Raw genomic sequence first — 25,385 nt, 5'->3', positions numbered from 1 at the left:
GGTGTATCTCCTATAAAGGATGGATTTCGACGCTGTGTGGCTGCGTCGCCAGTTCTTCCGGCTTGATTCGTAAGGCGGGACTGAATTGAACCATTTCGAGGAAGGAGTCGATCAGCGCCGTCGCTTCGGCTTTCAGATCAAAGCTCTCCGGCATAAACAGCCAATTCTCCATCAGGCCGGTAATATAAGCATGCAGGATAATTGCCGCGCGGCGGGTGTGCAAATCAACGGGCAGTTGGCCATGGGCCATACAGTCACGCAGCACCGACTCAATACGTTCATAACCTGCCAGGTACAAGACTTTACGCGCCTCATGCAGCGGCATCATCTCACCGACGAATTCGCACTTGTGGAAAACGATTTCCATCAGCGCTCGTCGGCGGCTGTCATCGACCGTAGCCGTCAGAATGTAAATCAGAATTTCCCGTAAAATACGCAGTGGATTCTCGGGGAACTTTGCCTGATACTCTAGTTCCAGATCACCAATTTTTGACTCTGATAATTCCCAAACTTCATTAAACAGGTCTACCTTGTTCTTGAAGTGCCAATAAATTGCACCACGCGTAACTCCGGCAGCAGTGGCAATATCTGTCAGTGACGTTGCAGAAACGCCACGTTCAGAAAATTCTTGCACCGCAGCATCAAGTATGTGCTGTCGAGTTTCTAGCGCCTGCTGTTTGGTTTTTCGTGCCATGACGTTGTTTTTTCGGGGGAGTGTGATTTACATACATTCGCGTATGTATGTACCATAGCACGCACATATAATTAACGCAGCAATGGGTTTTAAAGCTTGTGATCCATTGATCATTTTGAAATCGGACACTTGAGGTTTTTCTATGAACAAAAACAGAGGGTTAACGCCTCTGGCGGCAGTTCTGATGCTTTCAGGCAGCTTAATGCTTACAGGATGTAACGATAAAGAAACCCAACAGCAAGGCGCCCATCCACCGGCTCCCGAAGTGGGTGTAGTGACTTTGAAGGCCGAGCCTCTCAATATGACTACCGATCTTCCTGGCCGCACCGCTGCGTATCGTATCGCCGAAGTTCGCCCTCAGGTCAGCGGTATTATCCTGAAACGCAACTTTGTTGAAGGCAGTGATATCAAGGCAGGTACTTCCCTGTATCAGATTGATCCTGCTACCTATCAGGCAAGCTATGACAGCGCCAAAGGCGACCTGGCCAAAGCACAGGCCAGCGCTTCTATCGCGCGCGTAACGGTCAACCGCTACAAACCCTTGCTGGGTACCAGCTACATCAGCAAGCAGGATTACGATACAGCCGTTTCCAACCTGCAACAGGCAGAAGCCGCGGTCGTGGCCTCTAAAGCCGCAGTGGAAACCGCGCGCATCAACCTGGCTTACACCAAAGTGACTTCACCGATCTCCGGTCGCATCGGCAAATCTGCCGTGACTGAAGGCGCGCTGGTCACGAACGGTCAAACCACTGCACTGTCCACCGTGCAGCAACTCGATCCGATGTATGTCGACGTCACTCAGTCGAGCAACGATTTCCTGCGCCTGAAACAAGAACTGGCCAGCGGTGCGCTGAAACAGGAAAACGGCAAGGCCAAGGTGAAACTGCTGCTGGAAAACGGTGCGCAATACGCCCAGGAAGGTACGCTGGAGTTCTCTGACGTCACCGTGGATGAAACCACCGGTTCCATCACCATTCGCGCCGTGTTCCCTAACCCGAACGATACGCTGCTGCCGGGCATGTTCGTCCGCGCCCGTCTGGACGAAGGCGTGCGTAACGATGCATTGCTGGTGCCGCAGCAGGGTGTGACACGTAACCCACGTGGCGAAGCTACCGCGATGGTGGTGGGCGCTGACGATAAAGTCGAAATGCGCACGTTGAAAGCGGATCTGGCAATCGGCGACAAATGGCTGGTTACCGACGGCTTGAAAGCCGGCGACCGCGTGATTGTCACCGGCCTGATGAAAGCCCGCCCAGGCGCTCAGGTAAAAGTGCAGGAAGTTGACACTCAGGCGCAAAAGCAGCCGCAGTCTGAAGCGCAGAAGTCATAAAAAGGAGCCGGTAAGACATGGCTAAGTTCTTTATAGATCGCCCTATTTTCGCCTGGGTAATCGCCATCATCGTCATGTTGGCGGGTGTGTTGTCAATAATGAAACTGCCGATTGCGCAGTATCCAACTATTGCACCACCGGCGGTCAGTATTACCGCAAACTATCCAGGTGCGGATGCAAAAACGGTGCAGGATACCGTGACTCAGATTATCGAACAGAACATGAACGGTATCGATAATCTGATGTACATGTCCTCCACCAGTGATTCCTCTGGTAGCGTAACCATTACATTGACGTTTGATTCCGGCACCGATCCTGACATCGCTCAGGTTCAGGTTCAGAACAAACTGTCATTGGCTACGCCTTTACTGCCGCAAGAAGTGCAGCAGCAAGGGTTGAGCGTTGAAAAATCCAGCAGCAGCTTCCTGATGGTGGCCGGCTTCATTTCCGATGATCCGAACATGACTCAGGACGATATCGCGGACTATGTGGCCTCTAACATCAAGGACCCAATCAGTCGTTCATCCGGCGTGGGTGAGGTGCAGCTGTTTGGTGCCCAGTATGCGATGCGTGTCTGGTTGGATCCTAACAAGCTGAATAACTTCCAGCTGACCACTACCGATGTGACGTCGGCCATCTCCGAGCAGAACAACCAGATCGCCGCAGGGCAACTGGGTGGGATGCCACCGGTACCGGGCCAACAGCTTAACGCCTCGATCATCGCGCAGACCCGTCTGACCTCGCCTGAAGAGTTCGGTAAAATTCTGCTGAAGGTTAATGCCGACGGTTCTCAGGTTCGCCTGAGCGATGTGGCGCACATTGAGCGCGGTGCGGAAACCTATGCGGTAACCGCACGTTATAACGGTAAACCGGCGGCAGGCCTGGGTATCAAACTGGCTACCGGTGCCAACGCCCTGAACACCGCACAAGGTGTGAAAGACGCGCTGACCAAAATGCAGCCTTTCTTCCCGCAAGGGATGAAAGTGGTTTATCCGTACGACACCACGCCGTTCGTTAAAATTTCGATTAACGAAGTGGTGAAAACGCTGATCGAAGCCATCATCCTGGTATTCCTGGTGATGTATTTGTTCCTGCAAAACTTCCGCGCAACCCTGATCCCAACCATTGCGGTACCGGTGGTGTTGCTGGGGACCTTTGCCATTCTGGCGGCCTTCGGCTTCTCGATAAACACCCTGACGATGTTCGGCATGGTGCTGGCGATAGGCTTGTTGGTGGATGATGCCATCGTGGTGGTAGAGAACGTCGAGCGTGTAATGTCCGAAGAGGGACTGCCGCCGAAGGAAGCCACCAAGAAATCGATGGAGCAGATCCAGGGCGCGTTGGTCGGTATTGCCATGGTTTTGTCGGCGGTATTCGTCCCTATGGCGTTCTTCGGCGGCTCGACCGGTGCTATCTACCGTCAGTTCTCCATCACCATCGTTTCTGCGATGGCGCTGTCGGTACTGGTAGCGTTGATTCTGACGCCTGCACTGTGCGCCACCTTGTTGAAACCCGTAGCGAAAGGCGACCACGGGGTTAAAACCGGCTTCTTCGGTTGGTTTAACCGCATGTTCGAAAAGAGCACCCATCACTACACCGACAGCGTAGCCAACATTCTGCGCAGCACCGGTCGTTATCTGGTGATCTACCTGCTGATCGTTGTCGGCATGGCGCTGCTGTTCCTGCGCTTGCCTTCCTCGTTCCTGCCGGACGAAGACCAGGGTATTTTGCTGACCATGGTGCAGTTGCCTGCGGGTGCTACCGAAGCTCGTACCTCTAAGGTTCTGGAAGAAGTCACCGACTACTTCATGACCAAAGAAAAAGACAACGTGGTTTCGGTGTTTACCGTTGCGGGCTTCGGCTTTAACGGTAACGGTCAGAACAACGGTTTGTCATTCGTCAGCCTGAAAGACTGGTCTGAACGTAAAGGTGAAGAGAATAAGGTCCCGGCGATTGCAGGCCGCGCAATGGGCGCGTTCTCGCAAATCAAAGATGGCCTGGTATTCCCGTTCAACCTGCCGGCGATTATCGAACTGGGTACCGCGACCGGTTTTGACTTCCAGTTGATTGACCAGGGTGGCCTGGGGCATGAAAAACTGACCGAAGCACGTAACCAGTTGCTGGGCATGGCTGCCAAGCATCCGGACATGCTGGTGGGCATGCGCCCTAACGGTCTGGAAGATACGCCGCAGTTCAAACTGATTATCGACCAGGAAAAAGCCAAGGCTCTGGGCGTTAGCATCACCACCATTAACAGTACGCTGAGCACCGCGTTGGGTGGCTCTTACGTTAACGACTTCATCGATCGTGGTCGTGTGAAGAAAGTGTACGTACAGGCTGATGCGCCGTTCCGTATGTTGCCGGAAGATATCAATAAATGGTTTGTCCGCGGCACCAGCGGCCAGATGGTTCCATTCTCCGCCTTCTCCTCGGCGAAATGGGAATACGGTTCACCGCGTCTGGAACGTTATAACGGTCTGCCTTCCATGGAAATCCTGGGTCAGGCAACGCCAGGCAAGAGTACCGGTGAAGCCATGAACCTGATGGAAGAACTGGCCTCCAAGCTGCCGAGCGGCATTGGTTACGACTGGACCGGTATGTCCTATCAGGAACGTCTGTCCGGTAACCAGGCTCCAGCACTGTATGCCATCTCGATTCTGGTGGTGTTCCTGTGTCTGGCAGCATTGTACGAGAGCTGGTCAATTCCGTTCTCGGTCATGCTGGTTCTGCCACTGGGGGTTATCGGTGCGTTGCTGGCGGCCACCATGCGCGGCCTTAACAACGACGTTTACTTCCAGGTGGGGCTGTTGACCACCATAGGTCTGTCGGCGAAGAACGCCATATTGATTGTGGAATTCGCCAAGGACCTGATGGATAAAGAAGGCAAGGGTCTGATAGAAGCCACGTTGGAGGCGGTGCGTATGCGTCTGCGTCCAATTCTGATGACTTCTCTGGCATTCATCCTCGGGGTTCTGCCGCTGGTTATCAGCAGCGGTGCAGGCTCCGGCGCACAGAACGCGGTAGGTACCGGCGTTATGGGCGGGATGATTACCGCGACCGTGCTGGCCATCTTCTTCGTTCCGGTCTTCTTCGTGGTGGTTCGCCGCCGCTTCAGCAAGAAGTCCGAAGATGTGGAACACAGCCACCCGGTTGATCATCACTGATAACTCAGTGACTGCTTCCCCCTGAATACAAAGGCCGCTTATGCGGCCTTTTTCTTTGGCTTCATCGGCTTAATGCAAACCACTCTCATTAATTTATCGGCAGATGCATTTTGTACTTGATCCGCCTTGCCGTGCGGCGCATAATTATTGTTATAGTATAACATTACATTGGAGCGCATCATGAAAGCAGGCATCCACCCAAACTACCGTACCGTGGTGTTCCACGACCTCAGTGCCGATACCTACTTTAAGGTGGGTTCGACCATTAACACCGATCGCACCATTGAGCTTGAAGGTGAAAGCTGGCCGTATGTCACTCTCGACGTCTCTTCCGCTTCGCACCCGTATTACACCGGCAAGCAGAAAGAGTTCTCTAAAGAAGGCAGCACTGCGCGCTTCCAGCAACGTTTTGGCCGCTTCTTTACCGGCAATAAGTAACAGGGGATCCACATGCAGGTTTTGAGTTCATTGCGTTCGGCGAAGAACCGCCATCCGGATTGCAAGGTCGTGCGCCGTAAAGGCCGTATCTATGTGATTTGTAAAACTAACCCACGCTTCAAAGCGGTACAGGGACGTAAGAAAAAGCGCTAAGTAAAGCAGTGCCATCTGTCTGTCGCAAAGCCCCGTTGCTGCTCAACGGGGCTTTTTTTATGGAGAAAGCTGAAACACCAAAAATGCCCTGCCTGACAGACAGGGCGAATCCGTTATTTCATGCTGCCGAGTAGAGTATCGACATTGTGCTCAAATGCCTGCACGTAAGTGGCCGCTGGACCATTAGCTTTGGATAAGGCTTCCGGATACAGTTCCCCCCCTGCCTTGGCACCGGTGGCGGCGGCAATTTGCTTCACCAGGCGCGGATCGGTTTGGTTCTCAATAAAGTAGGCATTAACCTTCTCCTGCTTGATCTGTTTGATCAGCCCGGCCACGTCGCTGGCACTCGCCTCAGCCTCGGTAGAGAAGCCGACCGGGGCAAGGAAGGTGACGCCATATTCTTGACCAAAGTAGCCAAAAGCATCGTGACTGGTCAGCACCTTGCGTTTTTGTTGCGGCACTGCGGCAAACTGCGTTTTGGCCCACAGATCCAACTTCTGCAGCTGCTGGATATACTCCGCGCCGCGCTGACGGAAATAGTTGGCATCTTCAGGATCTGCGGCAATCAGCGCGTTCATCACGTTGGTGGCGTACTGCACGCCATTCTTCATGCTGTTCCAGGCATGAGGATCGGTGACCTCTTTGCCGTCTTCATTCATCTGACGCGAGTTGATCCCCTGCGATGCGGTAATCACCTGCCCTTTGTAACCCGAGGCACTGACCAGGCGATCGATCCACCCTTCCAGGCCCAGGCCACTGACGAACACCACGTCAGCCTGCGACAATAGCTTGCTGTCTTTCGGTGAAGGTTCGAAGCTGTGCGGGTCGCCGTCCGGCCCCACCAGCGTAGAGACATTGACATGTTCTCCCCCCACCTGCTTGACGATGTCGCCGAGGATAGAAAAACTGGCGACAGCGTCAACCGTCTTCGCCATAGCCAATGGGCTGGACAGCAGAGCAGCGACTGCCAGCGATATAGGTAAACGTTTCATACTTTCTCCTTGCACTTGGCACTTCTCAACGGCGCGCCAGGGAATAAATCCCCCCACGCGTCCCAAACAAAATTGACCCAAAGAAAATCACGCTGGCACTGAGCACGATCGCCGGCCCTGCAGGCAATGACGCGTAGTACGACCATTCCAACCCGATAAGGCTTGAAAGCATGCCGATACCCATAGCCACCGCCAACGTATGCGGCAAATTACGCGCCCAAAAGCGCGCGCTGGCGGCGGGAAGCATCATCAGCCCGACCGACATCAATGTGCCGAGGATCTGGAAACCAGCGACCAGATTGACCACCACCAACGCCAGGAACAATCCATGTATCAGCGCCAGCCAGCGCGGTGCGCTGACGCGTAAAAAGGTGGCATCGAAAGATTCAATCACCAGGGCACGGTACAGTGCGGCCAATGCCAGCAGCGACAAGCTGGCTATCGCCCCCACCATCACAATCGCATGAATATCCACCGCCAGAATCGAACCGAATAGCACATGCAGCAAATCAACGCTGGAACCACGCAGCGAGACTAAAGTGACGCCCAGCGCCAGTGACCCCAGGTAAAAACCGGCGAAACTGGCATCCTCTTTCAGCGGCGTTCGCCGGCTGACCAGCCCGGATAGCATGGCCACCGCCAGCCCGGCAATAAAGCCACCGACGCCCATCGCCACCATCGACATACCGGAAATCAGATAGCCTATCGCTGCACCGGGCAAAACAGCATGGGACAGCGCATCGCCGACCAAACTCATGCGCCGCAACAGCAGAAAAACGCCCAACGGTGCTGCGCTGAGCGACAGGGCAAAGCAAGCCACCAGCGCACGGCGCATAAAACCGAACGAGGCAAAGGGATCGACAAGGAGATCAACTAACATCATTGCGTCACCGCCATTCGACACAGCGGCGAGCTGGCAATATTCAACGCTGGAATGTGTTCCAGTACCCGATCTGCCGCCCCCCAGTGGCAACACTGTGGCGTCAATAATAAGGCCTGTGGGAAATGGTTCGCCACCATCGACATGTCATGCAACACCGCGATGACCGTCTTGCCTTGTCGATGCAACTGAGCGATCACTTGCAGCAATAGCCGGATAGTGGCGCTGTCGATACCGGTAAAAGGTTCATCCAGTAAAATCAGCGGCGCCTGCTGAACCAACATTCGAGCAAACAGTACCCGCTGCAGTTGGCCACCGGAAAGCTCACCGACCGGGCTGCGGGCCATCGGAGTCATCCCCAGGGTATCCAGCGCCTCGGCTATCTGCTGCGCAGCTCGCTTATTTAGCCCTCGAAACATACCGATCTGCGGCCAACTGCCCATCGCCACCAGATCGCTGACCAGCATTGGGAATTGGCGATCCAACTCGGCCTGCTGCGGTAAATAAGCCATACGCGGTAATTTATTTCCGCTAAAAGACAGGCTCCCACTTTGCAGAGGCAAAAGCCCGGCCAACGTTTTCAATAGTGTTGACTTGCCAGCACCGTTCACACCGACGACGGCGGTCAAAGAGCCGGCAGTGAAGTGACCGCTGAGCGGCGGAAAAAGCGGGATACTACCGTAGCCCACGACAGCCTGTTGTAAGGTAATCATGGCAGTGCCGCCGCCCAGTAGATGCCTGCCCAGAGTATCGCCAGCAATAAAATGGCGATGCCACAGCGCAACCGGGCAGAGGCGGTAAACAATGAACTCAAGGACGGTATGGCACCATCTTGCGGTGTGGATGTCAGTTTCATGGCCAGACGGAAGGAAAGTTAAATGTTATATTATAACATCACAAGCATTTCACTGACTCAAGCTCTCAGTCAACGAATAATGCAACTGAACGTAACAAGGAATGCGCTACTTTCGCTGGCAATTCACCGCTTTGACAACGTCAGCGCTACCTCTTCCGGGATATACCGAGAAATATCAGGGTTATTAATCGATAAACAACGTTGAGATTCTGTAAAAAAACCGGCTGCTAACGAAAAGTTTACCGACGAATTGATAAAAAAGGAGTAAGATTAATAGATAGGAACGCTATACTGCCAGGCATTATATGCAAGTCACTCTTAGCTGCGACACAATGACTGAAGCACTTTCTGTTAAAAAACTAAAGAAAGTGATTAACGAAAAAATATCAGAGTTAGTGCCAGCATTGACCAGCGGCCTGAGTTTTTATTCGGAAAGCGCGCGTTATGCTGAAGGTTCATTAGAAATACTTGATATTCAGGAATTGAGCAGCAGCCAGTATTCAATGAGTTACCGCTATAAATGGACAATTTTCAATGCCTGTCTGGATATCAGCGCAGAGGAATACATCAGCGACAGCGTCACTTTCAGCCTGACCGAAGCGGGACTTATCTTTGACCTCATTGATAACTCCCGCCCATCTACCGCAGATGAATTGTAAGTTTACGTAATAACAGCAGGCCAGATGCGAAGAAATGATTTATATTCATTATACGGGAAGTTTATTTTATCATCATCTTTAAGCTACCTCTGTCCATGATGTAAATCAGCTTACTCACAGAGTGTTATCAACACCGAAATTAAGACTTACGGAGGGGATGATATGGATGAGTATTCGCCTAAAAGGCACGATATTGCTCAGCTGAAATTCTTGTGTGAAAACCTGTATGATGAAGGTATCGCCACGCTGGGCGACAGCCATCATGGCTGGGTGAACGATCCGACGTCTTCCGTCAACCTCCAGCTTAATGAGTTGATCGAACATATTGCTTCGTTTGTGATGAGTTATAAAATTAAATACATGGACGAAAGTGATTTATCGGAACTCGTCGAAGAGTACCTCGATGATACCTACACGCTGTTCAGCAGTTACGGTATAAATGATTCCGATCTGCGTCGTTGGCAGAAAACCAAGGCGCGATTATTCAGAATGTTCTCAGGAGAGGACATCTGTACGACAATGAAAACTTAGGGGATAATTATCCCCAAATTATTCTATTCGACGGTTTATAACACCAAAGGTTATCATGACTAAAATTGATTATCTGATGCGTTTACGTAAATGCACCACGATCGAAACACTGGAACGCGTTATTGAAAAAAACAAGTATGAGCTTTCAGATGACGAACTGGAGCTGTTTTACTCTGCAGCCGACCACCGCCTGGCTGAGCTCACCATGAATAAACTCTACGATAAAATCCCTACTGCCGTTTGGAAATTCGTAAGATAATCCGGGCTAAAAACGCGTTGAGCCGATACATTCGTCGGCCTCAATGTTACCTCTATCTCCCCATTTTTCTCATTGACTTACTGCACTTTCATTCGTTGTTGAAAATCCTGTAATAACAATTGGAAACAATCCTCAATTAACGCCGGATGGTTCCGATGCGCGCTGCGCATTAACGCCACGGTGCGGCTAAGCATTGGTTGCTGTAGTTGAACCACGGTTAATTCATCATCGTTCAAATGTGTGGTATAAAGTTGCGGTAGAATAGCCACCGCCAATTTCGAACGCACCAAACCATATAACGTCTCCAAAAAATCCACCTGGAATCGGGCGGTTAAATTCAGACGATGGCTTTCTGCCAGCGCCAAAACCAACCGACTGATATTCCCCTTGGAGAAAACCGCGATATCTCGTCGGGTTAATTGACGCCATGGCAGATGATGAGATTCAGCCAGCGGATCGTCACGGCGCATAACCACCACGAACGGATCCTCCTGCAACGGATATATCTCCAGCGATTCCGGCACCGAACTGTCGAGCGCGCCAATGCCAAAATCGATCAACCCGTTCTCTAATTGCAATAACAATGAGTCATTGGTTTGATCGTGAAATTCTATCCGCAAACGCGGAAAATTTGCCGCCAGCAATTGCGGCACGGCCGGAAACAACAGCCCGCTGACCGAGGGCACCAGCCCGATACGTACAGTACCATCCCCGCCTGCCAGCATGATGCGCTGCATATCATCAAAAGCCGCCTGCGCCACATTCAGCAGTCGTTCGGCATGCGGCAAGATAGCTGCGCCCTGTTCAGTCAGCGTCACTGCTGAAGCGGTACGGTTCACCAGCTTGCCACCCAGCACCGTCTCTATCTGCCGTAATGCGCTGCTCAATGCCGGTTGGCTGATCGCCAGACGGTTCGCGGTATCGGTAAAATGCCGTAGCTGCGCCAGGGTGACGAAATATTGGATCTGCTTTAGAGAAAGCGCGGGTAATCGGCGCCAGGGTTCAGACATGTCAGCTTTCCGTCCGCTAAAAAGTAAACGTTTGCGACAGCATAAACGTTTCTTATCAGGCGATAAATTAAATCATCTGTGCAAAGCCAGTCCGCCCCCCTAGAGTAACAACCCTGTCATCATGCCGGGTAATTACCATGACCACTCATTGCATCAGCACGGGCGAACGCCAGCGTGCGGTGAAGGCCGCATTGGGCCAACTTCCCTTTGATTTGCTGCTGACCAACGCCGCGTTAATTGACATGGCAACCGGCGAAGTCCGTAACGTCGACGTCGGCATCGTCGGCGCACTGATCGCCAGCGTCCATCCCTGCGGCACCCTGACCGAAGCCTTGCAGACGCAGGACTTGGCCGGTGCTTATCTGAGCCCAGGACTGATCGACACCCACGTGCATGTTGAAAGCTCACACCTGCCACCAGAACGCTATGCCGAGATCGTCGTCGCCCAAGGCACCACCACCATTTTCTGGGATCCGCACGAGTTGGCCAACGTGCTCGGCGTTGCCGGTGTGCGTTATGCGGTAGACGCCAGCCGCGACCTGCCACTCAGAGTGATCTGTGCAGCCCCTTCAAGCGTCCCCTCCACTCCGGGGCTGGAAATGTCCGGTGCCGATTTTGCCGGCCAGGAAATGGAAACCATGCTGGCGTGGCCAGAAGTCGGCGGCGTCGCCGAGGTCATGGACATGCACGGCGTGTTGAATGGCAGCGAACGCATGCTGGAAATTCTCAATGCCGGGCTTAATAGCGGCAAATTGATCGAAGGCCATGCACGCGGGCTGAGCGGCGCCGACCTGCAGGCCTATCTGGCGGCGGGAGTCACCTCCGACCATGAGCTGACCTCCGGAGCCGATGCGCTGGAGAAATTACGCGCCGGTCTGACGCTGGAAATCAGAGGTTCCCACCCTTATCTGCTGCCGGAGATTGTCGCGGCGCTGAAAACGCTGCCGCACCTGTCCTCACAAATCACCGTCTGCACCGATGATGTCCCGCCAGATATGCTGCTGGAAAAAGGCGGCATAGTAGCGTTACTCAATATGTTGATCGAACAAGGCCTGCCGGCGACCGACGTGCTGCGGATGGCCACGCTCAATGCCGCCATTCGTTTGCAGCGCAACGATCTCGGGCTGATTGCCGCAGGCCGCGTTGCCGATCTGGTGGTGTTTGATTCGCTGACTCAGCTTAGAGCGCAACAGGTCTACGTCGCGGGTAAATTGACTGCACAGCAAGGCAAGATGCAAAAGCCGCTCAACGCCAACCCTAACGTGGCGGCACCGCGTGACACCCTGCGGCTGCAACCTTTGGCTGCCGGGGACTTTGTATTGAAGGTTCCGGCGATCCGTCACGGCAAAGCCACTCTGCGCCACATAAAGGGCGCGCGTTTTACCCAGTGGAACGAGACCACGGTCGAAGTGCGTAACGGCGAAGTGCAGATCCCGCAAGGCTTTAGCCTGATCTGGGTGCAGCACCGCCATGGCCGCCATCAGGCCACACCGCAACTGGCATTGCTGGAGGGCTGGGGTGAGTTGCGGGGTGCCATTGCCACCAGCTACTCACATGACTCACATAATCTGGTAGTGCTGGGTCGTGATGCCGCCGACATGGCGCTGGCCGCCAACGCCCTGATTGCCAGTGGCGGCGGCATGGCCCTGAGTCAAAACGGGGAAATTCTGGCGCAGGTGGCAATGCCGATTGCCGGTATGCTCTCTGACTTGCCCGCAGCAGAGCTGGCACAACAGTTCAAAAACCTGCGCGATTTGAGCGCACGAATCGCCGACTGGGAGCCGCCTTACCGGGTTTTCAAGGCGATTGAAGGCACCTGCCTGGCGTGTAACGCCGGGCCGCACCTGACCGATCTCGGCCTGACCGACGGCTCAACACGCCAGATTGTCGATCCGCTGATCGCCTGCTGGGAAACCCCGGTATAAAAATAATCATAATAACGATATTTATCCTATGGATTTCAAGTTGCGGCTTGAAATACGACGGGTAACGACGGAGAGAATTTAAATGGCTGAAAATTCAGTACCTGCATCTGCTCCAACACCAGGGGGCTGGCTGCAACGACGTTTTCAACTGCATGCACGGCAAAGCACGGTTAAAACCGAATGTCTGGCCGGGATTACCGGCTTTTTGGCGGCCGCTTATCTGCTGGTGGTGATCCCCGGATTGTTAGCCGTCGGCGGCATGGATAAAGGAGCAGTGACGACCGGTACCATTCTGGTTTTCGTGCTGGGTAGCCTGCTGATGGCGTTTTACGGCAACCTGCCGTTTATCGTCGGGCCAGGCATTGGTGGTTCTGTGCTGGTCGGCGTAACGCTGGCAGGCAGTGAAGGCATCAGTTGGCAGATTGGCTTGGGTATCGCCTGTTGGTCCGGTATTTTGTTTTTCGCCCTGACGCGGCTCGGGCTACGTGAGGTGGTCACCCGTTCGGTACCGCAATCGATCAAGCTGGGGCTGACGGCCTCTATCGGGCTGTTCGTGGCAATACTGGGGTTCCGCAATGCCGGGCTGGTGCTGGCCAACGCAAAGTCCAATGCGTTGATGCTGGGTGACTTCACCGCGCCCGGTGCATTGATCGCCCTATGCGGCCTGTTCCTGGCAATCGCCCTGCAGGCCCGGCGTATTCCCGGGGCTATTTTGTGGGCCATCCTGTTCGCTACTCTGGTCGGCATCCCGTTCGGCGTCACCCATCTGCCAACCAGCCTGGTGGCGATGCCGCATTCATTGGCCCCGGTGCTTGGCCATGTTGACCTTATCGGTGCACTGAATATCGCCTTCCTGCCCTATTTGTTCGTCTTTTTCGCCTCGGAGTTTTTCTCCACCATGGGCACCACGCTGGCCGTAGGCGGTGAAGCCGGCCTGCTGGACGAACACGGCAATATGCCGCACATCAACCGGCCCTTTATGGTGGACTCTATCGCCGCCGCGCTTGGCCCTATAGTCGGTATTCCTGCCGCCACCGCCCTGATTGAATCCTCTGCGGCGGCAGAAGCCGGTGGAAAAACCGGGCTAACCGCCTTGGCCGCTGCGGTGATGTTTTTGCTGATGCTGCTGTTCACACCGATTGCGCTGATGATCCCGAAAGAAGCCACCGCCCCGGCGCTGATTTTGATCGGTCTGAATATGTTCAGCGGACTACGCAAAGTTGATTTGGCCAACTTCACCGACGGCCTGCCGGTACTGATGATGGTAATGATCACCCTGATCGCCAACAGCTTTGGTACCGGTATCGCTGGTGGATTGCTGTTTTATATCATTATCAAGGTGATTGCCGGTCAATGGCGCGAAGTACCCGCCGGGTTGTATCTGTTGGCGATCCCACTGGCGTACTATTTTGCCACGCTGGTCAGGCACTGATCTAAAAGTGGTGCACTGATATTCTGTCAGCGCACCACTTTAATAACTCGAGTACAGAAATATATTCTCTGTCGCCCTGTAAAATAGACCACACAGGGAGATAACCGATATAAAAACACTTCTTTTACGAAAAATCCCATCAACCACTCCAAATAATACATAAACCCATAAAAACGTAAAATCAGATCAACAAAAATAATAACTATTTGATTTTAAATGATTACATTACAAAACCAAAACCGGCCAAACTAAAACCCCATTCCTGATATAAAAACCAACGCTATTTTGCCTAAGCACAACACTTTGTTTATTTAAACTTGCCGAATCTCAATCATCTATTACATTTAATACTTGAGTTACAAATCGTTACAAGGGAAATCACTGTTACTCATCATTCTCCATCTAACAACCAACGGGGATCCTAATGAAATTAACACCAATCATGAGAGGGCTGGCGTTAGCGGGAATGCTATCCGGCTTTGCTATTTCATCCTGGGCTGAAGTTGCGCCGAAAGAAGCAGCCTCCGCAACCAAACAAGCCAATGATGCACTGTACGATCAGCTCCCCTTCTCAGATAACACCGATTTTGCCAACGCACATAAAGGTTTCATAGCTGCCTTGCCCACCGAAATTATCAAAGGTGAAAAAGGCAATGTCATCTGGAATCCCCAACAGTATGCCTTCATCAAGGAAGGCGAAAAATCGCCGGATACCGTGAACCCAAGCCTGTGGCGCCAGTCGCAGTTGATTAACATCAGCGGCCTGTTTGAGGTCACGGATGGTGTTTACCAGATCCGTAACCTGGATCTCTCCAATATGACCATCATTGAGGGGAAAGAAGGCGTTACCGTGGTTGACCCTTTGGTTTCGGCAGAGACCGCCAAAGTGGGTATGGATCTCTATTATAAAAATCGAGGTAAAAAGCCCGTTGTCGCTATTATCTACACTCATAGCCACGTAGACCATTATGGTGGTGTGCGAGGTGTAGTCGATGAAGCCGATGTCAAGTCTGGCAAAGTGAAGGTTTATGCCCCCGCCGGCTTTATGGAGGCCGCCGTGGCAGAAAACATCATGGCGGGTAACGTCATGAGCCGCCGCGCCAGCTATATGTACGGCAATCTGTTGAAACCGGATGCCAAAGGCCAGGTGGGTGCGGGGTTGGGCACCACCACTTCGGCGGGTACCGTCACCCTGATTGCCCCAACCCACATCATAGAGAAAGATGGCCAAAAAGAGGTCATCGACGGCCTTACCTATGATTTCATGCTGGCGCCAGGCTCTGAAGCACCATCAGAAATGCTGTGGTTTATCGAAGAGAAGAAACTCATCGAAGCGGCAGAAGATGTGACCCATACGCTGCATAATACTTATTCCCTGCGTGGCGCAAAAATCCGCGAACCCCTCCCTTGGTCAAAATATATTAACGAAGCGATAGTTCGCTGGGGTGACAAAGCGGAAATCATCATGGCTCAGCACCACTGGCCAACCTGGGGTAACGAGAACGTCGTTAACCTGCTCAAGAGCCAGCGCGATCTTTACCGTTATATTAATGACCAGACCCTTCGCATGGCGAATGAGGGTCTGACCCGTGATGAAATAGCAGCGAAGTTCAAACTACCGGACAGCCTGGCGAAAACCTGGGCCAACCGGGGTTATTACGGTTCGGTGAGCCATGATGTTAAAGCGACTTATGTGCTCTATCTGGGCTGGTTTGATGGCAATCCTGCCACGCTGGATGAACTGCCACCGGAAGAAGCCGCGAAGAAATTCGTCGATTACATGGGCGGTGCCGATGCGATCCTCAAGAAAGCCAAAACCGACTTTGATCAGGGCAACTATCGTTGGGTCGCTCAGGTTGTCAGTAAAATAGTCTTTGCCGATCCGAATAATCAGGACGCGCGTAATCTTGAAGCTGACGCCCTGGAACAACTGGGCTATCAGGCTGAATCTGGCCCATGGCGTAACTTCTACCTCACCGGCGCTCAGGAACTGCGCAACGGCGTGGTGAAAGGGCCAACCCCGAATACCGCCAGCCCGGATACCGTTCGAGCGATGACGCCGGAAATGTTCTTTGACTTCCTGGCGGTGCATATCAACGGAGAAAAGGCCGGCAAGGCCAAGGCCGTGTTTAACATCGATCTTGGTAGCGATGGCGGCAAGTACAAACTGGAACTGGAAAACGGCGTGCTAAACCACACCGCCAATGCCGAAGCCAAAGATGCCGATGCCACCCTCACCCTTAACCGTGACACATTGAATAAAATCATCCTCAAGGAGGAAACGCTAAAACAAGCGGAAGATAAGGGAGAAGTGAAGGTAACGGGGAACGGGGCGAAAATGGACGAAATGTTAGGCTACATGGATAACTTTGAATTCTGGTTCAACATTGTAACTCCGTAACCCTCATACCCTGCGGCTTTCTACGTCGCAGGGTAAATCCGAACATATCGGAAATCCGCACGCCGCATTGCCATGCTCCCGCCCTGCTTTGGTATCCAGATATTTTCCAGCAGTTCATCACCCGTTTCTGGAGCCCTACTTTTCTATGTTGATTTTTACTTTATTGGGCGCTGAAGAAGTACTTGAGAGGATGGTAAGAAAAAGCAATGAGAGGCAGAAATTGGTGGAGGCCCTGCCAGCTACATCCCGGCACACACGTCACCTGCTACGGCTGCTTCCTTCCGGATCTGACCGAGTTCACAAGTTAGTGTTGCGGGAGAACCAACAGGGCCCCCATTGACGGCTTCTGTACTCTGAAGCGGTGGGCATTATCGGTGATGACCAGCCAAATAGCAAGCCAACCGGGGCCAACCGCTGTTTTCTTACCCACCTCGACTGTGGCACACTTTCATCCTTGGTTTTTGCCGCAGCAGGAAAACAGAAATGGAGCCAGAAGATGCCTCATTCAGCCAACGCGTGTTCCACGTGATAGCCGCTATTCCCTATGGCAAGGTCACGACCTATGGCGAAGTAGCGCGGCTGGCCGGTTCACCACGCGCCGCACGTCAGGTCGGCGGCGTATTAAGGCGCCTGCCCGAAGGTAGCAGCCTGCCCTGGCATCGGGTGATTAACCGGCACGGCCAAATTTCACAGCAGGGAGAGGACTTCCAGCGCCAGCGACAGGCGTTGCTTGCGGAGGGGATTATCTTCGGCACGCACAGCACGGTGGATCTGCTGGTTTACGGCTGGCGCTGGTAATAAACAAAACAGCCTTTGGCCGAAGCGCAAAGGCTGTTGAAGGTTTACTCTTTCAGTGCTGCCAGCTTACGGCATGGTTGCCGGGGCTGCCTGAACCGCAACGCCCTGCACCGGGACCATTACCAGGTCAGCACGGGTGCCGTTACGGTTTACCACTTCCTGGATCGTATCGGTAATAAAGGTCATCTGCCCATTTACCGTAATTGCCGCACTCAGGATGATGCGTGCATTAGGCTGAATATCGGCCGGGTTGTACGGCAGGACAAAATTAAACGGTGCCTGTTTACCCTCGGTGCGAACCGCACGCTGGGCAATGACTTTAGACGGAGCATCCGCCAGCGAGGCATCAGAGAGCGTGACGGTCAGTACTGCATCCGGTGGCAGCGCGATGCGCTGGCGAATGTTAACCGAGCCAGTCACCGCTGGGCCCTGAATCTGCGTTTGCGCAATCGCCGGGTTTCCCGTTGTTGGTACAGGCACATTCGCACTCTTTTGGGCACAGCCCGCCAGGGTGAGGGTCAATGCAGCTGCTCCACCTACGATTTGCCAGAGTTTCATGGATCGCTCTCCTTTTTTATTATCAACATGTTGGTGGCTTTCACCACCGCACCTATTAAACTTAGCACAAAACACTGAAAAATCCATTTAGTCCTGCCTATTAATCACTTAGCCCTCTAATAACGCTCAGCATTCAGTCAATTTTCTCTGTGCCATAACGCAATATATTGACGTCTTACCGTGATATTCCGCACACTGCGCAAAATGATTATTAAAAGGGTAGTAACTTTATGAGCCAGGCACTGCAAAACCTCCTCGATCTGCTGGATCTGGAGAAAATTGAAGAAGGGCTGTTCCGCGGCCAAAGTGAAGATCTGGGATTACGCCAGGTCTTCGGCGGCCAGGTGGTGGGCCAGGCACTGTACGCCGCCAAGCAAACGGTGCCTGCCGAGCGCAGCGTCCACTCGTTCCACAGCTATTTCCTGCGTCCGGGCGACAGCAGCAAGCCGATTATCTATGACGTGGAAATCCTGCGCGACGGCAACAGCTTCAGCGCCCGTCGCGTCAGCGCCATTCAGCACGGTAAACCGATTTTCTACATGACCGCCTCTTTCCAAAGTCCGGAAGAAGGCTTTGAACACCAGAACACCATGCCGGACGTGCCGCCGCCAGAAGGGCTGATGTCTGAGTCAGACATTGCCCAGAAGCTGTCGCATATGCTGCCGGACAAGGTGCGTGAGAAGTTTATCGGCCAGAAACCAATTGAGATGCGTCCGGTCAAATTCCACAATCCGCTGAAAGGCAGTGTGGAAGAACCGCACCGCTACGTATGGTTCCGCGCCAACGGCACCATGCCGGACGATCTGCGCATCCATCAGTACCTGCTGGGTTATGCGTCTGACTTCAACTTCCTGCCGACGGCGCTGCAGCCGCACGGCGTCGGTTTCCTGGAGCCGGGCATGCAGGTGGCAACCATCGATCACTCAATGTGGTTCCACCGCCCATTCCGCCTGGATGACTGGCTGCTGTACGTGGTGGAAAGCACGTCCGCCTCCGGCGCCCGTGGATTTGTACGCGGTCAATTCTATACCCGTGACGGCGTATTGGTTGCCACCACGGTACAGGAAGGCGTGATCCGCCAGCGCGAAGCCTGATAAACGCAGGCCAAAACAAAAGGGCGATGGTGACATCGCCCTTTTTGCATCATCATTATTTTTCGAGTTATTTTAGCGCACTGCCCTTCTTCAAGGCTTATTGGTTATAGGCACTCTCGCCATGGCTGTTGACATCCAGACCTTCGCGTTCCTGCTCTTCCGGGACGCGCAGCCCGACGATGGCCCCCGCCACTTTAAAGGCGATAAAGGCAGCAACACCAGACCACACCAACGTGATCACTACGCTTAACAACTGGATCCACACCTGATGGCCCATGGTGACGCCCTCGGCGTACCCAGTACCGCCCAACGAGGCAGAGGTAAACACCCCAGTCAGCAGGCAACCGACAATACCGCACACGCCATGTACACCGAACACGTCACAGGTATCATCTACCTTCAGCCATTTCTTCAGCGTGACCACGCCCCACAGACCGGCAATACCGCCAATCAGGCCGATAATCAACGCCCCGCCAATACCCACGGTGCCTGCAGCCGGCGTGATGGCAACCAGCCCGGCGATCATGCCGGAACAGGCGCCCAACAGGGAAGGCTTGCCACGAACAATCCACTCGGCAAAGGTCCAGGAGAGGATCGCGCCGGCAGTCGCCACCACGGTATTCAGGAACGCCAGGGCCGCAATGCCGTTAGCCGCGCTGGCAGAACCGGCGTTAAAGCCGAACCAGCCGATATACAGGATGGAAGCCCCGGTAAACACCATGGGCAGGTTGTGCGGTTTGAAAGCTTCCTTACCGAAACCGGCACGCTTACCCAGCAGGTAAGCGCCAACCAGACCGGCACTCGCTGCGTTGATGTGCACGACAGTACCGCCGGCAAAGTCCAACGCGCCGTCAGCGGCCAGGAAGCCGCCGCCCCACACCATGTGGGCAATCGGCAGGTAAGAAATGGTGAACCAGATGGCTGCGAAGATCACCACCGCAGAGAAGCGGATACGCTCGGCAAAGCCGCCCACCACCAGCGCAACGGTAATACAGGCGAACGAACACTGGAACGCCACGTGGATCATCTGGCTAAAGGTCCCGGTGACGCTGTCGATGCCAATGCCTTTGAGCATCGCCGTCTGGAAACCGCCGAAGAAGGCGTTACCTTCGCTGAAAGCCAGGCTGTAGCCATAAAGCACCCACAGCACACAGACCAAGGCAAAGGTAACGGTGACCTGGGTCAACATGGAGAGCACGTTTTTGGAACGCAGCAAACCACCGTAAAACAGAGCGACACCCGGCAGGGTCATGAACAGCACCAAAGCGGTGCAAATCATCATGAAGGCGTTATCCGCCTTGTCTGCGACCGCCGGAGCGGCCAGTGCCAAAGAAGGAACCATGGTTACCGTACTCAGGCCCAACATGGATAAAAGTTTTTTCATTATCAATCCATCCCCATTACTTTACTGAGCCAGTGATTACAGTGCTGCTTCGTCTGTTTCGCCGGTACGAATGCGAATGACACGTTGCAATTCGGCAACGAAAATTTTGCCATCACCGATTTTGCCGGTGTAGGCCGCTTTACTGATAACATCGACCACTTCGTCCAACTGATCGTCGGCGATAGCGATGTCGATTTTTACCTTAGGTAAGAAGTTGACGCTGTATTCGGCTCCACGATAGAGCTCAGCATGCCCCTTCTGGCGACCAAAGCCTTTTACTTCGCTTACGGTCAGCCCCTGAATACCCACAGAGGATAGGGCTTCACGCACGTCCTCCAGCTTGAATGGTTTAATCACCACGGTCACCAGCTTCATATTGCCCCTCCACGAATTAAGCCCAAACTCACCCCTGGTACGAGTCTTATAAAGCAAAGGCTATGCCATAAATGGATTGGTACGCTAATTCAGCCAATTAACCGACCAGGCTGGGGCGTAACGCAACGCCGCGAGCCAATGGCAGGCTATCGCACAGGGAATTGATTAAATATTGCGCACTATTTTGGTGCGTGACGCGTCGAAAAAGTGCAGAGAAAGGGATTTAAAACGCAGCGATGCCTGTTTATGGTGCGTGGCGGGAAAAGAAAGAGGCCGCTCAAGCGGCCTCATAGATCATGCAGTTTGTGTTTCTTCGCGGTTGGCGGCTGCCAGCTCTTCACCCACCAGTTGTAGCTGATACATCTGGTAGTAACGCCCCTGCTGCGCCAGCAGTTGCTGATGGTTACCCTGCTCGACCGCCTGACCACGGTGCAACACCAGAATCGAATCGGCATCAACAATGGTCGACAAACGGTGAGCGATCACTACCAGCGTGGTGTGCTCGCGGATCAAACTCAGCGCCCGCTGAATAGCTTGTTCCGTACCCGAGTCAATGTTGGCGGTGGCTTCGTCGAGGATCAGGATCTTCGGTGCCTGTACCAGTACCCTGGCCATCGCCAATAGCTGCTTCTGACCCACCGACAGGTTATTACCCTGCTCGCCCAGCCGCGTGTGAATGCCTTCAGGGAAAGAGCGAACCAACTCAGCCAGTTGCACCCTTTCCAATGCCTGCCAGACCGCCTCTTCACTGATATTGCGCCCCAGAGTGACGTTGGCCAGTACCGATTCGGCAATCACCACCGGATCCTGCTGCACCATAGCGATGCCCTGCCGCAGGGTAGCGTGCGAAAGGCTGGACAGAGGCCGTCCGTCGAGACGCACTTCCCCCTGATCGACCGGGTAATAGCCCATCAGCAGATTGGCCAGCGTGCTCTTGCCGCTGCCGGTATGGCCGACCAGCGCCACGAAGCCGCGTGAAGGCACCGACAGCGAAATATGCTGCAGCACCTTTTTGTCATCACGGTAGGAAAAACTCAGGTCGTCAATATCAATACGGCCGCTCTCCAGCAGACGAGCATCCGTCCCGTAGCTCTGCTGGCGGCGATCCATCAGTTCGAAAATACGCTCACCGGCCACCACCGCCTGCTGCAAAATCGACTGCTGCGACGTCAACTCAATCAACGGCTCATTCAAACGCCCCAGATAGTTGATAAAGGCATACAGCACACCGACGCCGATCGCCCCTTCGCCGCTGAAACCGAACAGCATCAGCAGGCCGCACAACACCAGCGCCGAAAACAGGCTGAGCAGCGGACGCAGCAGGAAACCGTCCAACCGCAGCGTTTGCATACGCGCGGTATAGTGGGAACGGCTGGCAGCGCTCATGCGCTCGCCGAAGCGGATCTGCTGGCGGAACTGCTGGATCACGCCCATGCCGTTAATCACTTCGTTAAAACCGTCGTTGATGTCGGCCAGATAGCTACGCACCCGGCGTACAATAGGGATGCTGTAGTATTGGTAAATGCCCATCACCACGAATACCGCCGGGAAGATGCAGATCGCCACCAGCGCCATGCGCCAGTCGAGGCTGAACATGGCCACCAGCATAGCACCAATCAGCGCAGCGCTTTTCAGCACCGTAGACACCACCATCACGTACAGATCTTTGATCACCTCGGTGTCATTGGTCACCCGGGAGATCAACTGCCCGACCGGCTGAGTATCAAAAGCGCTCAGCGGCTGGCGTAATGCGGCATCCATCACGTCCGTTCGCAGACGTTGAACCACCCCGACCGCCGCCTGATTGAACAGCAACGCCTGGAAATAGTGCAGCGCCGCCGCCAACAGCTCCAGCAGGATATAGGCCGCCGCCAGCCCGCAGACGATAGTCAGCGGCAACTGCCCTTTGGCAACGTAGTTATCGATAAAGTAGCTGACCAGGATCGGTCCGGCGACTTCCGCCGCCGCCGCGACCCACAGCATCAACACCGCCAGCCCCAAGGGTTTGCGGTACGGCGATCCATAAGCCAGCAACCGTTTCAGCGTCGGCCACAGCTTTTGCATCTTATTCATTGGCTAGTATCTCCTCGCCGCTTTCCGGTGCCTCGTCCAGCGCCGCTTCCAGTTGCTGATAGCGGTACATATCGCGATACCAGCCCGGTTGGGCCGCCAGTGACGCATGTTCACCACGCTGTGCCACGCCGCCGTGCTGGATCACCAAAATCTCGCTGGCTTCAGTCAATGCCGAAAGCCGGTGCGCACTGATAATCACCGTGCGGTTTTGCCCCCAGCTGCGCAGGTTATGCAGGATCTGGTGTTCGGTACGGCCATCCACCGCCGACAACGCGTCGTCGAGGATCAGGATTTCCGCGTCCAGCAACAGGGCGCGGGCGATGGAAATACGCTGTTTCTGACCACCGGAAAGCATCACGCCACGCTCGCCCACCTCGGTTTCATAGCCCTGCGGCAGGCGCAAAATATCCTCGTGCACGCTGGCCAGGCGGGCCGCACGCTCAATCTGTTCCTGCGTCGCCCCTGGGTTGCCGAGCGCGATATTGTTCGCCACGCTGTCAGAGAACAAAAACGGTGTCTGGCTGACCACGGACAACCGCGAACGCCAGTCGTCGAGTTTCACCTGGGTCAGCGGCAGCCCCTGATAGCTGATCTGGCCGTCATCAACATCAAATTGGCGCTGGATCAGTGACAGCAGCGTCGATTTACCGGCACCGGTCGGGCCGCACAGGCCGAGCATTTGCCCCGGCTCCAGCTTCAGCACCACATCATGCAGCGCCGGGTGGGTATTGCCCGGATAGTGAAATGCGCGAATGTCGATTGCCAGATTGCCACGCCCTGCCGGCAAGGCTTGATCGCCGTCCGTCACTGCCGGCGCTTCATCCAGCAGGCTGCGGATACGGCTATAGGCCGCGCTGCCGCGTTCAACGATGTTGAACATCCAGGCCAGCGCCAACATTGGCCAAATCATCAGGCCGAGGTACATCACAAAGCTGGTCAGTTGGCCCAGTGTCAGAGTACCGTTCACCACCATCCAGCTGCCGCCGCCGATAGCCAGCAGATTGGCGGTACCGATGGCGATATAAATCGTCGGGTCGAAACGGGCATCCACCCGCGCTACGTGCATGTTTTTGGCCCCGGTCTGGGCAGCCACTTCGGCAAACTGATTAGACTGATGATCTTCCAGCCCAAACGCCTTGATCATGCGGATACTGGTCATGCTTTCCTGCGCCTGATCGTTCAGGCTGGAGAACGCCGCCTGCGCCGATTTAAAACGCTGGTGTAACTGGTCGCCGTAGTACTTGATGACGATCGCCATGATCGGCATGGGGATCAGCGACAGCAGGGTCAGCTGCCAGCTAATTTGGGTACTCATCACCACCAGCACCGCTAATCCCATCACCAGTGAATCCACCAGCGTCAGCACCCCTTCACCGGCGGCGAAAACCACCCGGTCGACATCATTGGTGGCGCGCGCCATCAGATCGCCGGTACGGTGGCGCAGATAGAAGGCCGGATTCTGACGGCTAAGCTGGCGGTAGAAGTTTTCACGCAGCTCCACGGCTAGCTGATAGGATGCACCAAACAGCAGAACCCGCCACACATAGCGCAGCAGGTAGACCACCACGGCAGTGCCGAGCATCAGCCCCAGCCACGCCATTAATACGCCGCCGGACATCTGTTTTTCGGTGACGCCATCCACAATGATCCCCACCAGCTTGGGCGGCAACAGTTGCAGTATGGCAATGATGATCAGCAGCACCACCGCCCCGAGGTAGCGGCGCCACTCGCGGCGGAAATACCAGCCGATTTGAGCAAATAGTCTCACGCAGTTTTATTCCAGGATGTAATGGTTTTTTCTCTCTTTCTGCCTCAGCAGAGTAGGATACCACCGTTACTTTGCCAATTTGGTGAACTTTTCACTCAGGAACCGGCAGTGCGGTGGTGTATTTGATTTTTTCCATCGCGAAGCTGGAAGTGACGTCGATCAGCCCCGGCACGCCGTTCACCAGGCGCTTGTAGAAGCTGTCGTAACTCTTCATATCCGCCACTTCCACCTGCATCAGGTAATCGTACTCTCCCGCCATGCGATAGAAGGCCAGCACCTCCGGCATCTGCTTGGTCAGTTGCACGAACTGTTGATACCACTCGCTGCTGTGCTGCTGGGTTTTGATCAGCACAAATGCCGTCAGGCCCAGGCCGAGCTTTTCGTTATCCAGCAGCGCGACTCGCCCACGGATATAACCTTCTTCTTCCAGCCGCTTGAGCCTTTTCCAGCAGGGTGTTGACGTCAGATTGACCGCGTCGGCCAACACCTGCAGCGGTTGCGTACAGTCCTGCTGCAGCATGCACAGTAATTTACGGTCTGTTTTATCTAACATATCGTCAACCAGGAGAATAATTTTCTCTCATTAGGCGATTAAACAGGAAAAATGGCAA

Annotated in this window: 23 protein-coding genes and 1 other RNA gene; 12 read left to right on the top strand and 12 right to left on the bottom strand. The window is 54.2% G+C overall.

Features of this window, described 5'->3' with window-relative positions; genetic code table 11:
* Positions 1-10: 10 nt before the first annotated feature.
* On the bottom strand, positions 11-694 hold the full coding sequence (acrR, locus tag SERS4_RS0106240; RefSeq protein WP_017891858.1) for a multidrug efflux transporter transcriptional repressor AcrR: 684 nt from the start codon (positions 692-694) through the stop codon (positions 11-13).
* A gap of 142 nt (positions 695-836) precedes the next feature.
* On the opposite strand from acrR, the gene sdeX reads away from it, so the two are divergent.
* From sdeX to ykgO, 4 genes are all read left to right on the top strand, one after another.
* Positions 837-2,024, top strand: a complete 1,188-nt coding sequence (gene sdeX / locus SERS4_RS0106235) for a multidrug efflux RND transporter periplasmic adaptor subunit SdeX (RefSeq protein WP_026142241.1) — start codon at positions 837-839, stop codon at positions 2,022-2,024.
* A 17-nt stretch (positions 2,025-2,041) separates the two neighbouring features.
* Positions 2,042-5,188, top strand: coding sequence for a multidrug efflux RND transporter permease subunit SdeY (gene sdeY, locus SERS4_RS0106230; RefSeq protein WP_017891856.1), 3,147 nt, complete (start codon positions 2,042-2,044; stop codon positions 5,186-5,188).
* 180 nt (positions 5,189-5,368) lie between these two features.
* Positions 5,369-5,626 (top strand): type B 50S ribosomal protein L31, encoded by a 258-nt coding sequence (locus SERS4_RS0106220; protein ID WP_012005564.1) that lies wholly within the window; start codon positions 5,369-5,371, stop codon positions 5,624-5,626.
* A gap of 12 nt (positions 5,627-5,638) precedes the next feature.
* Positions 5,639-5,779: a type B 50S ribosomal protein L36 gene (gene ykgO, locus SERS4_RS0106215; RefSeq protein ID WP_012005563.1), complete on the top strand. Its 141-nt coding sequence runs from the start codon at positions 5,639-5,641 to the stop codon at positions 5,777-5,779.
* A 113-nt stretch (positions 5,780-5,892) separates the two neighbouring features.
* Here the strand turns inward: ykgO and SERS4_RS0106210 are convergent, their stop codons facing one another.
* Genes SERS4_RS0106210 through SERS4_RS0106200 form a run of 3 tightly spaced genes read right to left on the bottom strand, consistent with a single transcriptional unit; the run spans position 5,893 to position 8,364 of the window.
* Positions 5,893-6,771, bottom strand: coding sequence for a metal ABC transporter substrate-binding protein (locus SERS4_RS0106210; protein WP_017891854.1), 879 nt, complete (start codon positions 6,769-6,771; stop codon positions 5,893-5,895).
* 25 nt (positions 6,772-6,796) lie between these two features.
* A complete protein-coding gene (locus tag SERS4_RS0106205; protein WP_017891853.1) occupies positions 6,797-7,654 on the bottom strand; it encodes a metal ABC transporter permease in 858 nt (285 codons plus the stop codon).
* Positions 7,651-8,364, bottom strand: a complete 714-nt coding sequence (locus SERS4_RS0106200; RefSeq protein ID WP_017891852.1) for a metal ABC transporter ATP-binding protein — start codon at positions 8,362-8,364, stop codon at positions 7,651-7,653. Before SERS4_RS0106200 ends, SERS4_RS0106205 begins: the two co-directional genes overlap by 4 nt.
* A gap of 448 nt (positions 8,365-8,812) precedes the next feature.
* On the opposite strand from SERS4_RS0106200, the gene SERS4_RS0106185 reads away from it, so the two are divergent.
* The 3 genes from SERS4_RS0106185 (at position 8,813) to SERS4_RS0106175 (ending at position 9,956) form a co-directional block, all read left to right on the top strand.
* A complete protein-coding gene (locus SERS4_RS0106185; protein ID WP_026142240.1) occupies positions 8,813-9,166 on the top strand; it encodes a hypothetical protein in 354 nt (117 codons plus the stop codon).
* A gap of 162 nt (positions 9,167-9,328) precedes the next feature.
* Positions 9,329-9,697: an Hha toxicity modulator TomB gene (gene tomB, locus SERS4_RS0106180; protein WP_004940312.1), complete on the top strand. Its 369-nt coding sequence runs from the start codon at positions 9,329-9,331 to the stop codon at positions 9,695-9,697.
* 55 nt (positions 9,698-9,752) lie between these two features.
* Complete coding sequence (locus tag SERS4_RS0106175; protein ID WP_012005558.1) at positions 9,753-9,956, top strand: HHA domain-containing protein; 204 nt, start codon at positions 9,753-9,755, stop codon at positions 9,954-9,956.
* 77 nt (positions 9,957-10,033) lie between these two features.
* On the opposite strand, the gene SERS4_RS0106170 is transcribed toward SERS4_RS0106175, so the two are convergent.
* Entirely contained in the window at positions 10,034-10,966 is a 933-nt protein-coding gene (locus tag SERS4_RS0106170; protein ID WP_012005557.1) for a LysR family transcriptional regulator, read from the bottom strand.
* 137 nt (positions 10,967-11,103) lie between these two features.
* Between SERS4_RS0106170 and SERS4_RS0106165 the strand changes: the two genes are divergently transcribed.
* From SERS4_RS0106165 to SERS4_RS0106155, 3 genes are all read left to right on the top strand, one after another.
* On the top strand, positions 11,104-12,891 hold the full coding sequence (locus tag SERS4_RS0106165) for an adenine deaminase (RefSeq protein ID WP_017891848.1): 1,788 nt from the start codon (positions 11,104-11,106) through the stop codon (positions 12,889-12,891).
* 82 nt (positions 12,892-12,973) lie between these two features.
* Entirely contained in the window at positions 12,974-14,323 is a 1,350-nt protein-coding gene (locus SERS4_RS0106160; protein ID WP_017891847.1) for an NCS2 family permease, read from the top strand.
* A 424-nt stretch (positions 14,324-14,747) separates the two neighbouring features.
* Positions 14,748-16,724 carry an alkyl/aryl-sulfatase gene (locus SERS4_RS0106155; RefSeq protein ID WP_026142238.1) on the top strand — a complete coding sequence of 659 codons (1,977 nt, stop codon included), beginning with the start codon at positions 14,748-14,750 and terminating at the stop codon, positions 16,722-16,724.
* A gap of 230 nt (positions 16,725-16,954) precedes the next feature.
* On the opposite strand, the gene ffs is transcribed toward SERS4_RS0106155, so the two are convergent.
* Positions 16,955-17,051, bottom strand: an RNA gene (ffs, locus tag SERS4_RS26160) — signal recognition particle sRNA small type.
* A 156-nt stretch (positions 17,052-17,207) separates the two neighbouring features.
* Between ffs and SERS4_RS0106150 the strand changes: the two genes are divergently transcribed.
* Positions 17,208-17,522 carry an MGMT family protein gene (locus SERS4_RS0106150; RefSeq protein WP_017891845.1) on the top strand — a complete coding sequence of 105 codons (315 nt, stop codon included), beginning with the start codon at positions 17,208-17,210 and terminating at the stop codon, positions 17,520-17,522.
* Between the two features lie 66 nt (positions 17,523-17,588).
* Here the strand turns inward: SERS4_RS0106150 and SERS4_RS0106145 are convergent, their stop codons facing one another.
* Complete coding sequence (locus SERS4_RS0106145) at positions 17,589-18,080, bottom strand: YbaY family lipoprotein (protein ID WP_012005552.1); 492 nt, start codon at positions 18,078-18,080, stop codon at positions 17,589-17,591.
* Between the two features lie 230 nt (positions 18,081-18,310).
* Between SERS4_RS0106145 and tesB the strand changes: the two genes are divergently transcribed.
* The gene (gene tesB, locus SERS4_RS0106140) at positions 18,311-19,174 is read left to right on the top strand and encodes an acyl-CoA thioesterase II (RefSeq protein ID WP_017891844.1); all 864 of its coding nucleotides are present in this window, start codon (positions 18,311-18,313) and stop codon (positions 19,172-19,174) included.
* Positions 19,175-19,271: 97 nt separating this feature from the next.
* Here tesB and amtB read toward each other — a convergent pair whose 3' ends face one another.
* The 5 genes from amtB to SERS4_RS0106115 all read right to left on the bottom strand — a co-directional run bounded on the left by amtB (position 19,272) and on the right by SERS4_RS0106115 (position 25,327).
* A complete protein-coding gene (gene amtB / locus SERS4_RS0106135; protein WP_012005550.1) occupies positions 19,272-20,558 on the bottom strand; it encodes an ammonium transporter AmtB in 1,287 nt (428 codons plus the stop codon).
* Positions 20,559-20,594: 36 nt separating this feature from the next.
* Positions 20,595-20,933 carry a P-II family nitrogen regulator gene (glnK, locus tag SERS4_RS0106130; protein WP_012005549.1) on the bottom strand — a complete coding sequence of 113 codons (339 nt, stop codon included), beginning with the start codon at positions 20,931-20,933 and terminating at the stop codon, positions 20,595-20,597.
* A 294-nt stretch (positions 20,934-21,227) separates the two neighbouring features.
* Entirely contained in the window at positions 21,228-23,006 is a 1,779-nt protein-coding gene (locus SERS4_RS0106125) for a SmdB family multidrug efflux ABC transporter permease/ATP-binding protein (protein WP_017891843.1), read from the bottom strand.
* Positions 22,999-24,774: a SmdA family multidrug ABC transporter permease/ATP-binding protein gene (locus SERS4_RS0106120; RefSeq protein ID WP_012005547.1), complete on the bottom strand. Its 1,776-nt coding sequence runs from the start codon at positions 24,772-24,774 to the stop codon at positions 22,999-23,001. Before SERS4_RS0106120 ends, SERS4_RS0106125 begins: the two co-directional genes overlap by 8 nt.
* Positions 24,775-24,865: 91 nt before the next feature.
* A complete protein-coding gene (locus SERS4_RS0106115) occupies positions 24,866-25,327 on the bottom strand; it encodes an Lrp/AsnC family transcriptional regulator (RefSeq protein WP_012005546.1) in 462 nt (153 codons plus the stop codon).
* Positions 25,328-25,385: the final 58 nt, after the last annotated feature.

It is taken from the genome of Serratia sp. S4 (assembly GCF_000347995.1).
Taxonomy (GTDB): Bacteria; Pseudomonadota; Gammaproteobacteria; order Enterobacterales; family Enterobacteriaceae; genus Serratia; species Serratia quinivorans.
The sequence above is the reverse complement of the archived record's forward strand: the minus strand, read 5'-3'. Positions and strand labels throughout refer to the sequence as shown.

Excerpts from the sequence above, each read along its gene's own strand:
- tomB (WP_004940312.1), top strand. The coding sequence starts at position 9,329 with ATGGATGAGTATTCGCCTAAAAGGCACGATATTGCTCAGCTGAAATTC.
- amtB (WP_012005550.1), bottom strand. The coding sequence starts at position 20,558 with ATGAAAAAACTTTTATCCATGTTGGGCCTGAGTACGGTAACCATGGTT.
- SERS4_RS0106205 (WP_017891853.1), bottom strand. The coding sequence starts at position 7,654 with ATGATGTTAGTTGATCTCCTTGTCGATCCCTTTGCCTCGTTCGGTTTT.
- sdeY (WP_017891856.1), top strand. The coding sequence starts at position 2,042 with ATGGCTAAGTTCTTTATAGATCGCCCTATTTTCGCCTGGGTAATCGCC.
- SERS4_RS0106175 (WP_012005558.1), top strand. The coding sequence starts at position 9,753 with ATGACTAAAATTGATTATCTGATGCGTTTACGTAAATGCACCACGATC.
- tesB (WP_017891844.1), top strand. The coding sequence starts at position 18,311 with ATGAGCCAGGCACTGCAAAACCTCCTCGATCTGCTGGATCTGGAGAAA.
- SERS4_RS0106220 (WP_012005564.1), top strand. The coding sequence starts at position 5,369 with ATGAAAGCAGGCATCCACCCAAACTACCGTACCGTGGTGTTCCACGAC.
- SERS4_RS0106185 (WP_026142240.1), top strand. The coding sequence starts at position 8,813 with ATGCAAGTCACTCTTAGCTGCGACACAATGACTGAAGCACTTTCTGTT.
- SERS4_RS0106145 (WP_012005552.1), bottom strand. The coding sequence starts at position 18,080 with ATGAAACTCTGGCAAATCGTAGGTGGAGCAGCTGCATTGACCCTCACC.
- SERS4_RS0106115 (WP_012005546.1), bottom strand. The coding sequence starts at position 25,327 with ATGTTAGATAAAACAGACCGTAAATTACTGTGCATGCTGCAGCAGGAC.
- SERS4_RS0106155 (WP_026142238.1), top strand. The coding sequence starts at position 14,748 with ATGAAATTAACACCAATCATGAGAGGGCTGGCGTTAGCGGGAATGCTA.
- SERS4_RS0106160 (WP_017891847.1), top strand. The coding sequence starts at position 12,974 with ATGGCTGAAAATTCAGTACCTGCATCTGCTCCAACACCAGGGGGCTGG.
- SERS4_RS0106125 (WP_017891843.1), bottom strand. The coding sequence starts at position 23,006 with ATGAATAAGATGCAAAAGCTGTGGCCGACGCTGAAACGGTTGCTGGCT.
- SERS4_RS0106200 (WP_017891852.1), bottom strand. The coding sequence starts at position 8,364 with ATGATTACCTTACAACAGGCTGTCGTGGGCTACGGTAGTATCCCGCTT.
- SERS4_RS0106165 (WP_017891848.1), top strand. The coding sequence starts at position 11,104 with ATGACCACTCATTGCATCAGCACGGGCGAACGCCAGCGTGCGGTGAAG.
- SERS4_RS0106210 (WP_017891854.1), bottom strand. The coding sequence starts at position 6,771 with ATGAAACGTTTACCTATATCGCTGGCAGTCGCTGCTCTGCTGTCCAGC.
- SERS4_RS0106150 (WP_017891845.1), top strand. The coding sequence starts at position 17,208 with ATGGAGCCAGAAGATGCCTCATTCAGCCAACGCGTGTTCCACGTGATA.
- glnK (WP_012005549.1), bottom strand. The coding sequence starts at position 20,933 with ATGAAGCTGGTGACCGTGGTGATTAAACCATTCAAGCTGGAGGACGTG.
- SERS4_RS0106170 (WP_012005557.1), bottom strand. The coding sequence starts at position 10,966 with ATGTCTGAACCCTGGCGCCGATTACCCGCGCTTTCTCTAAAGCAGATC.
- ykgO (WP_012005563.1), top strand. The coding sequence starts at position 5,639 with ATGCAGGTTTTGAGTTCATTGCGTTCGGCGAAGAACCGCCATCCGGAT.
- acrR (WP_017891858.1), bottom strand. The coding sequence starts at position 694 with ATGGCACGAAAAACCAAACAGCAGGCGCTAGAAACTCGACAGCACATA.
- sdeX (WP_026142241.1), top strand. The coding sequence starts at position 837 with ATGAACAAAAACAGAGGGTTAACGCCTCTGGCGGCAGTTCTGATGCTT.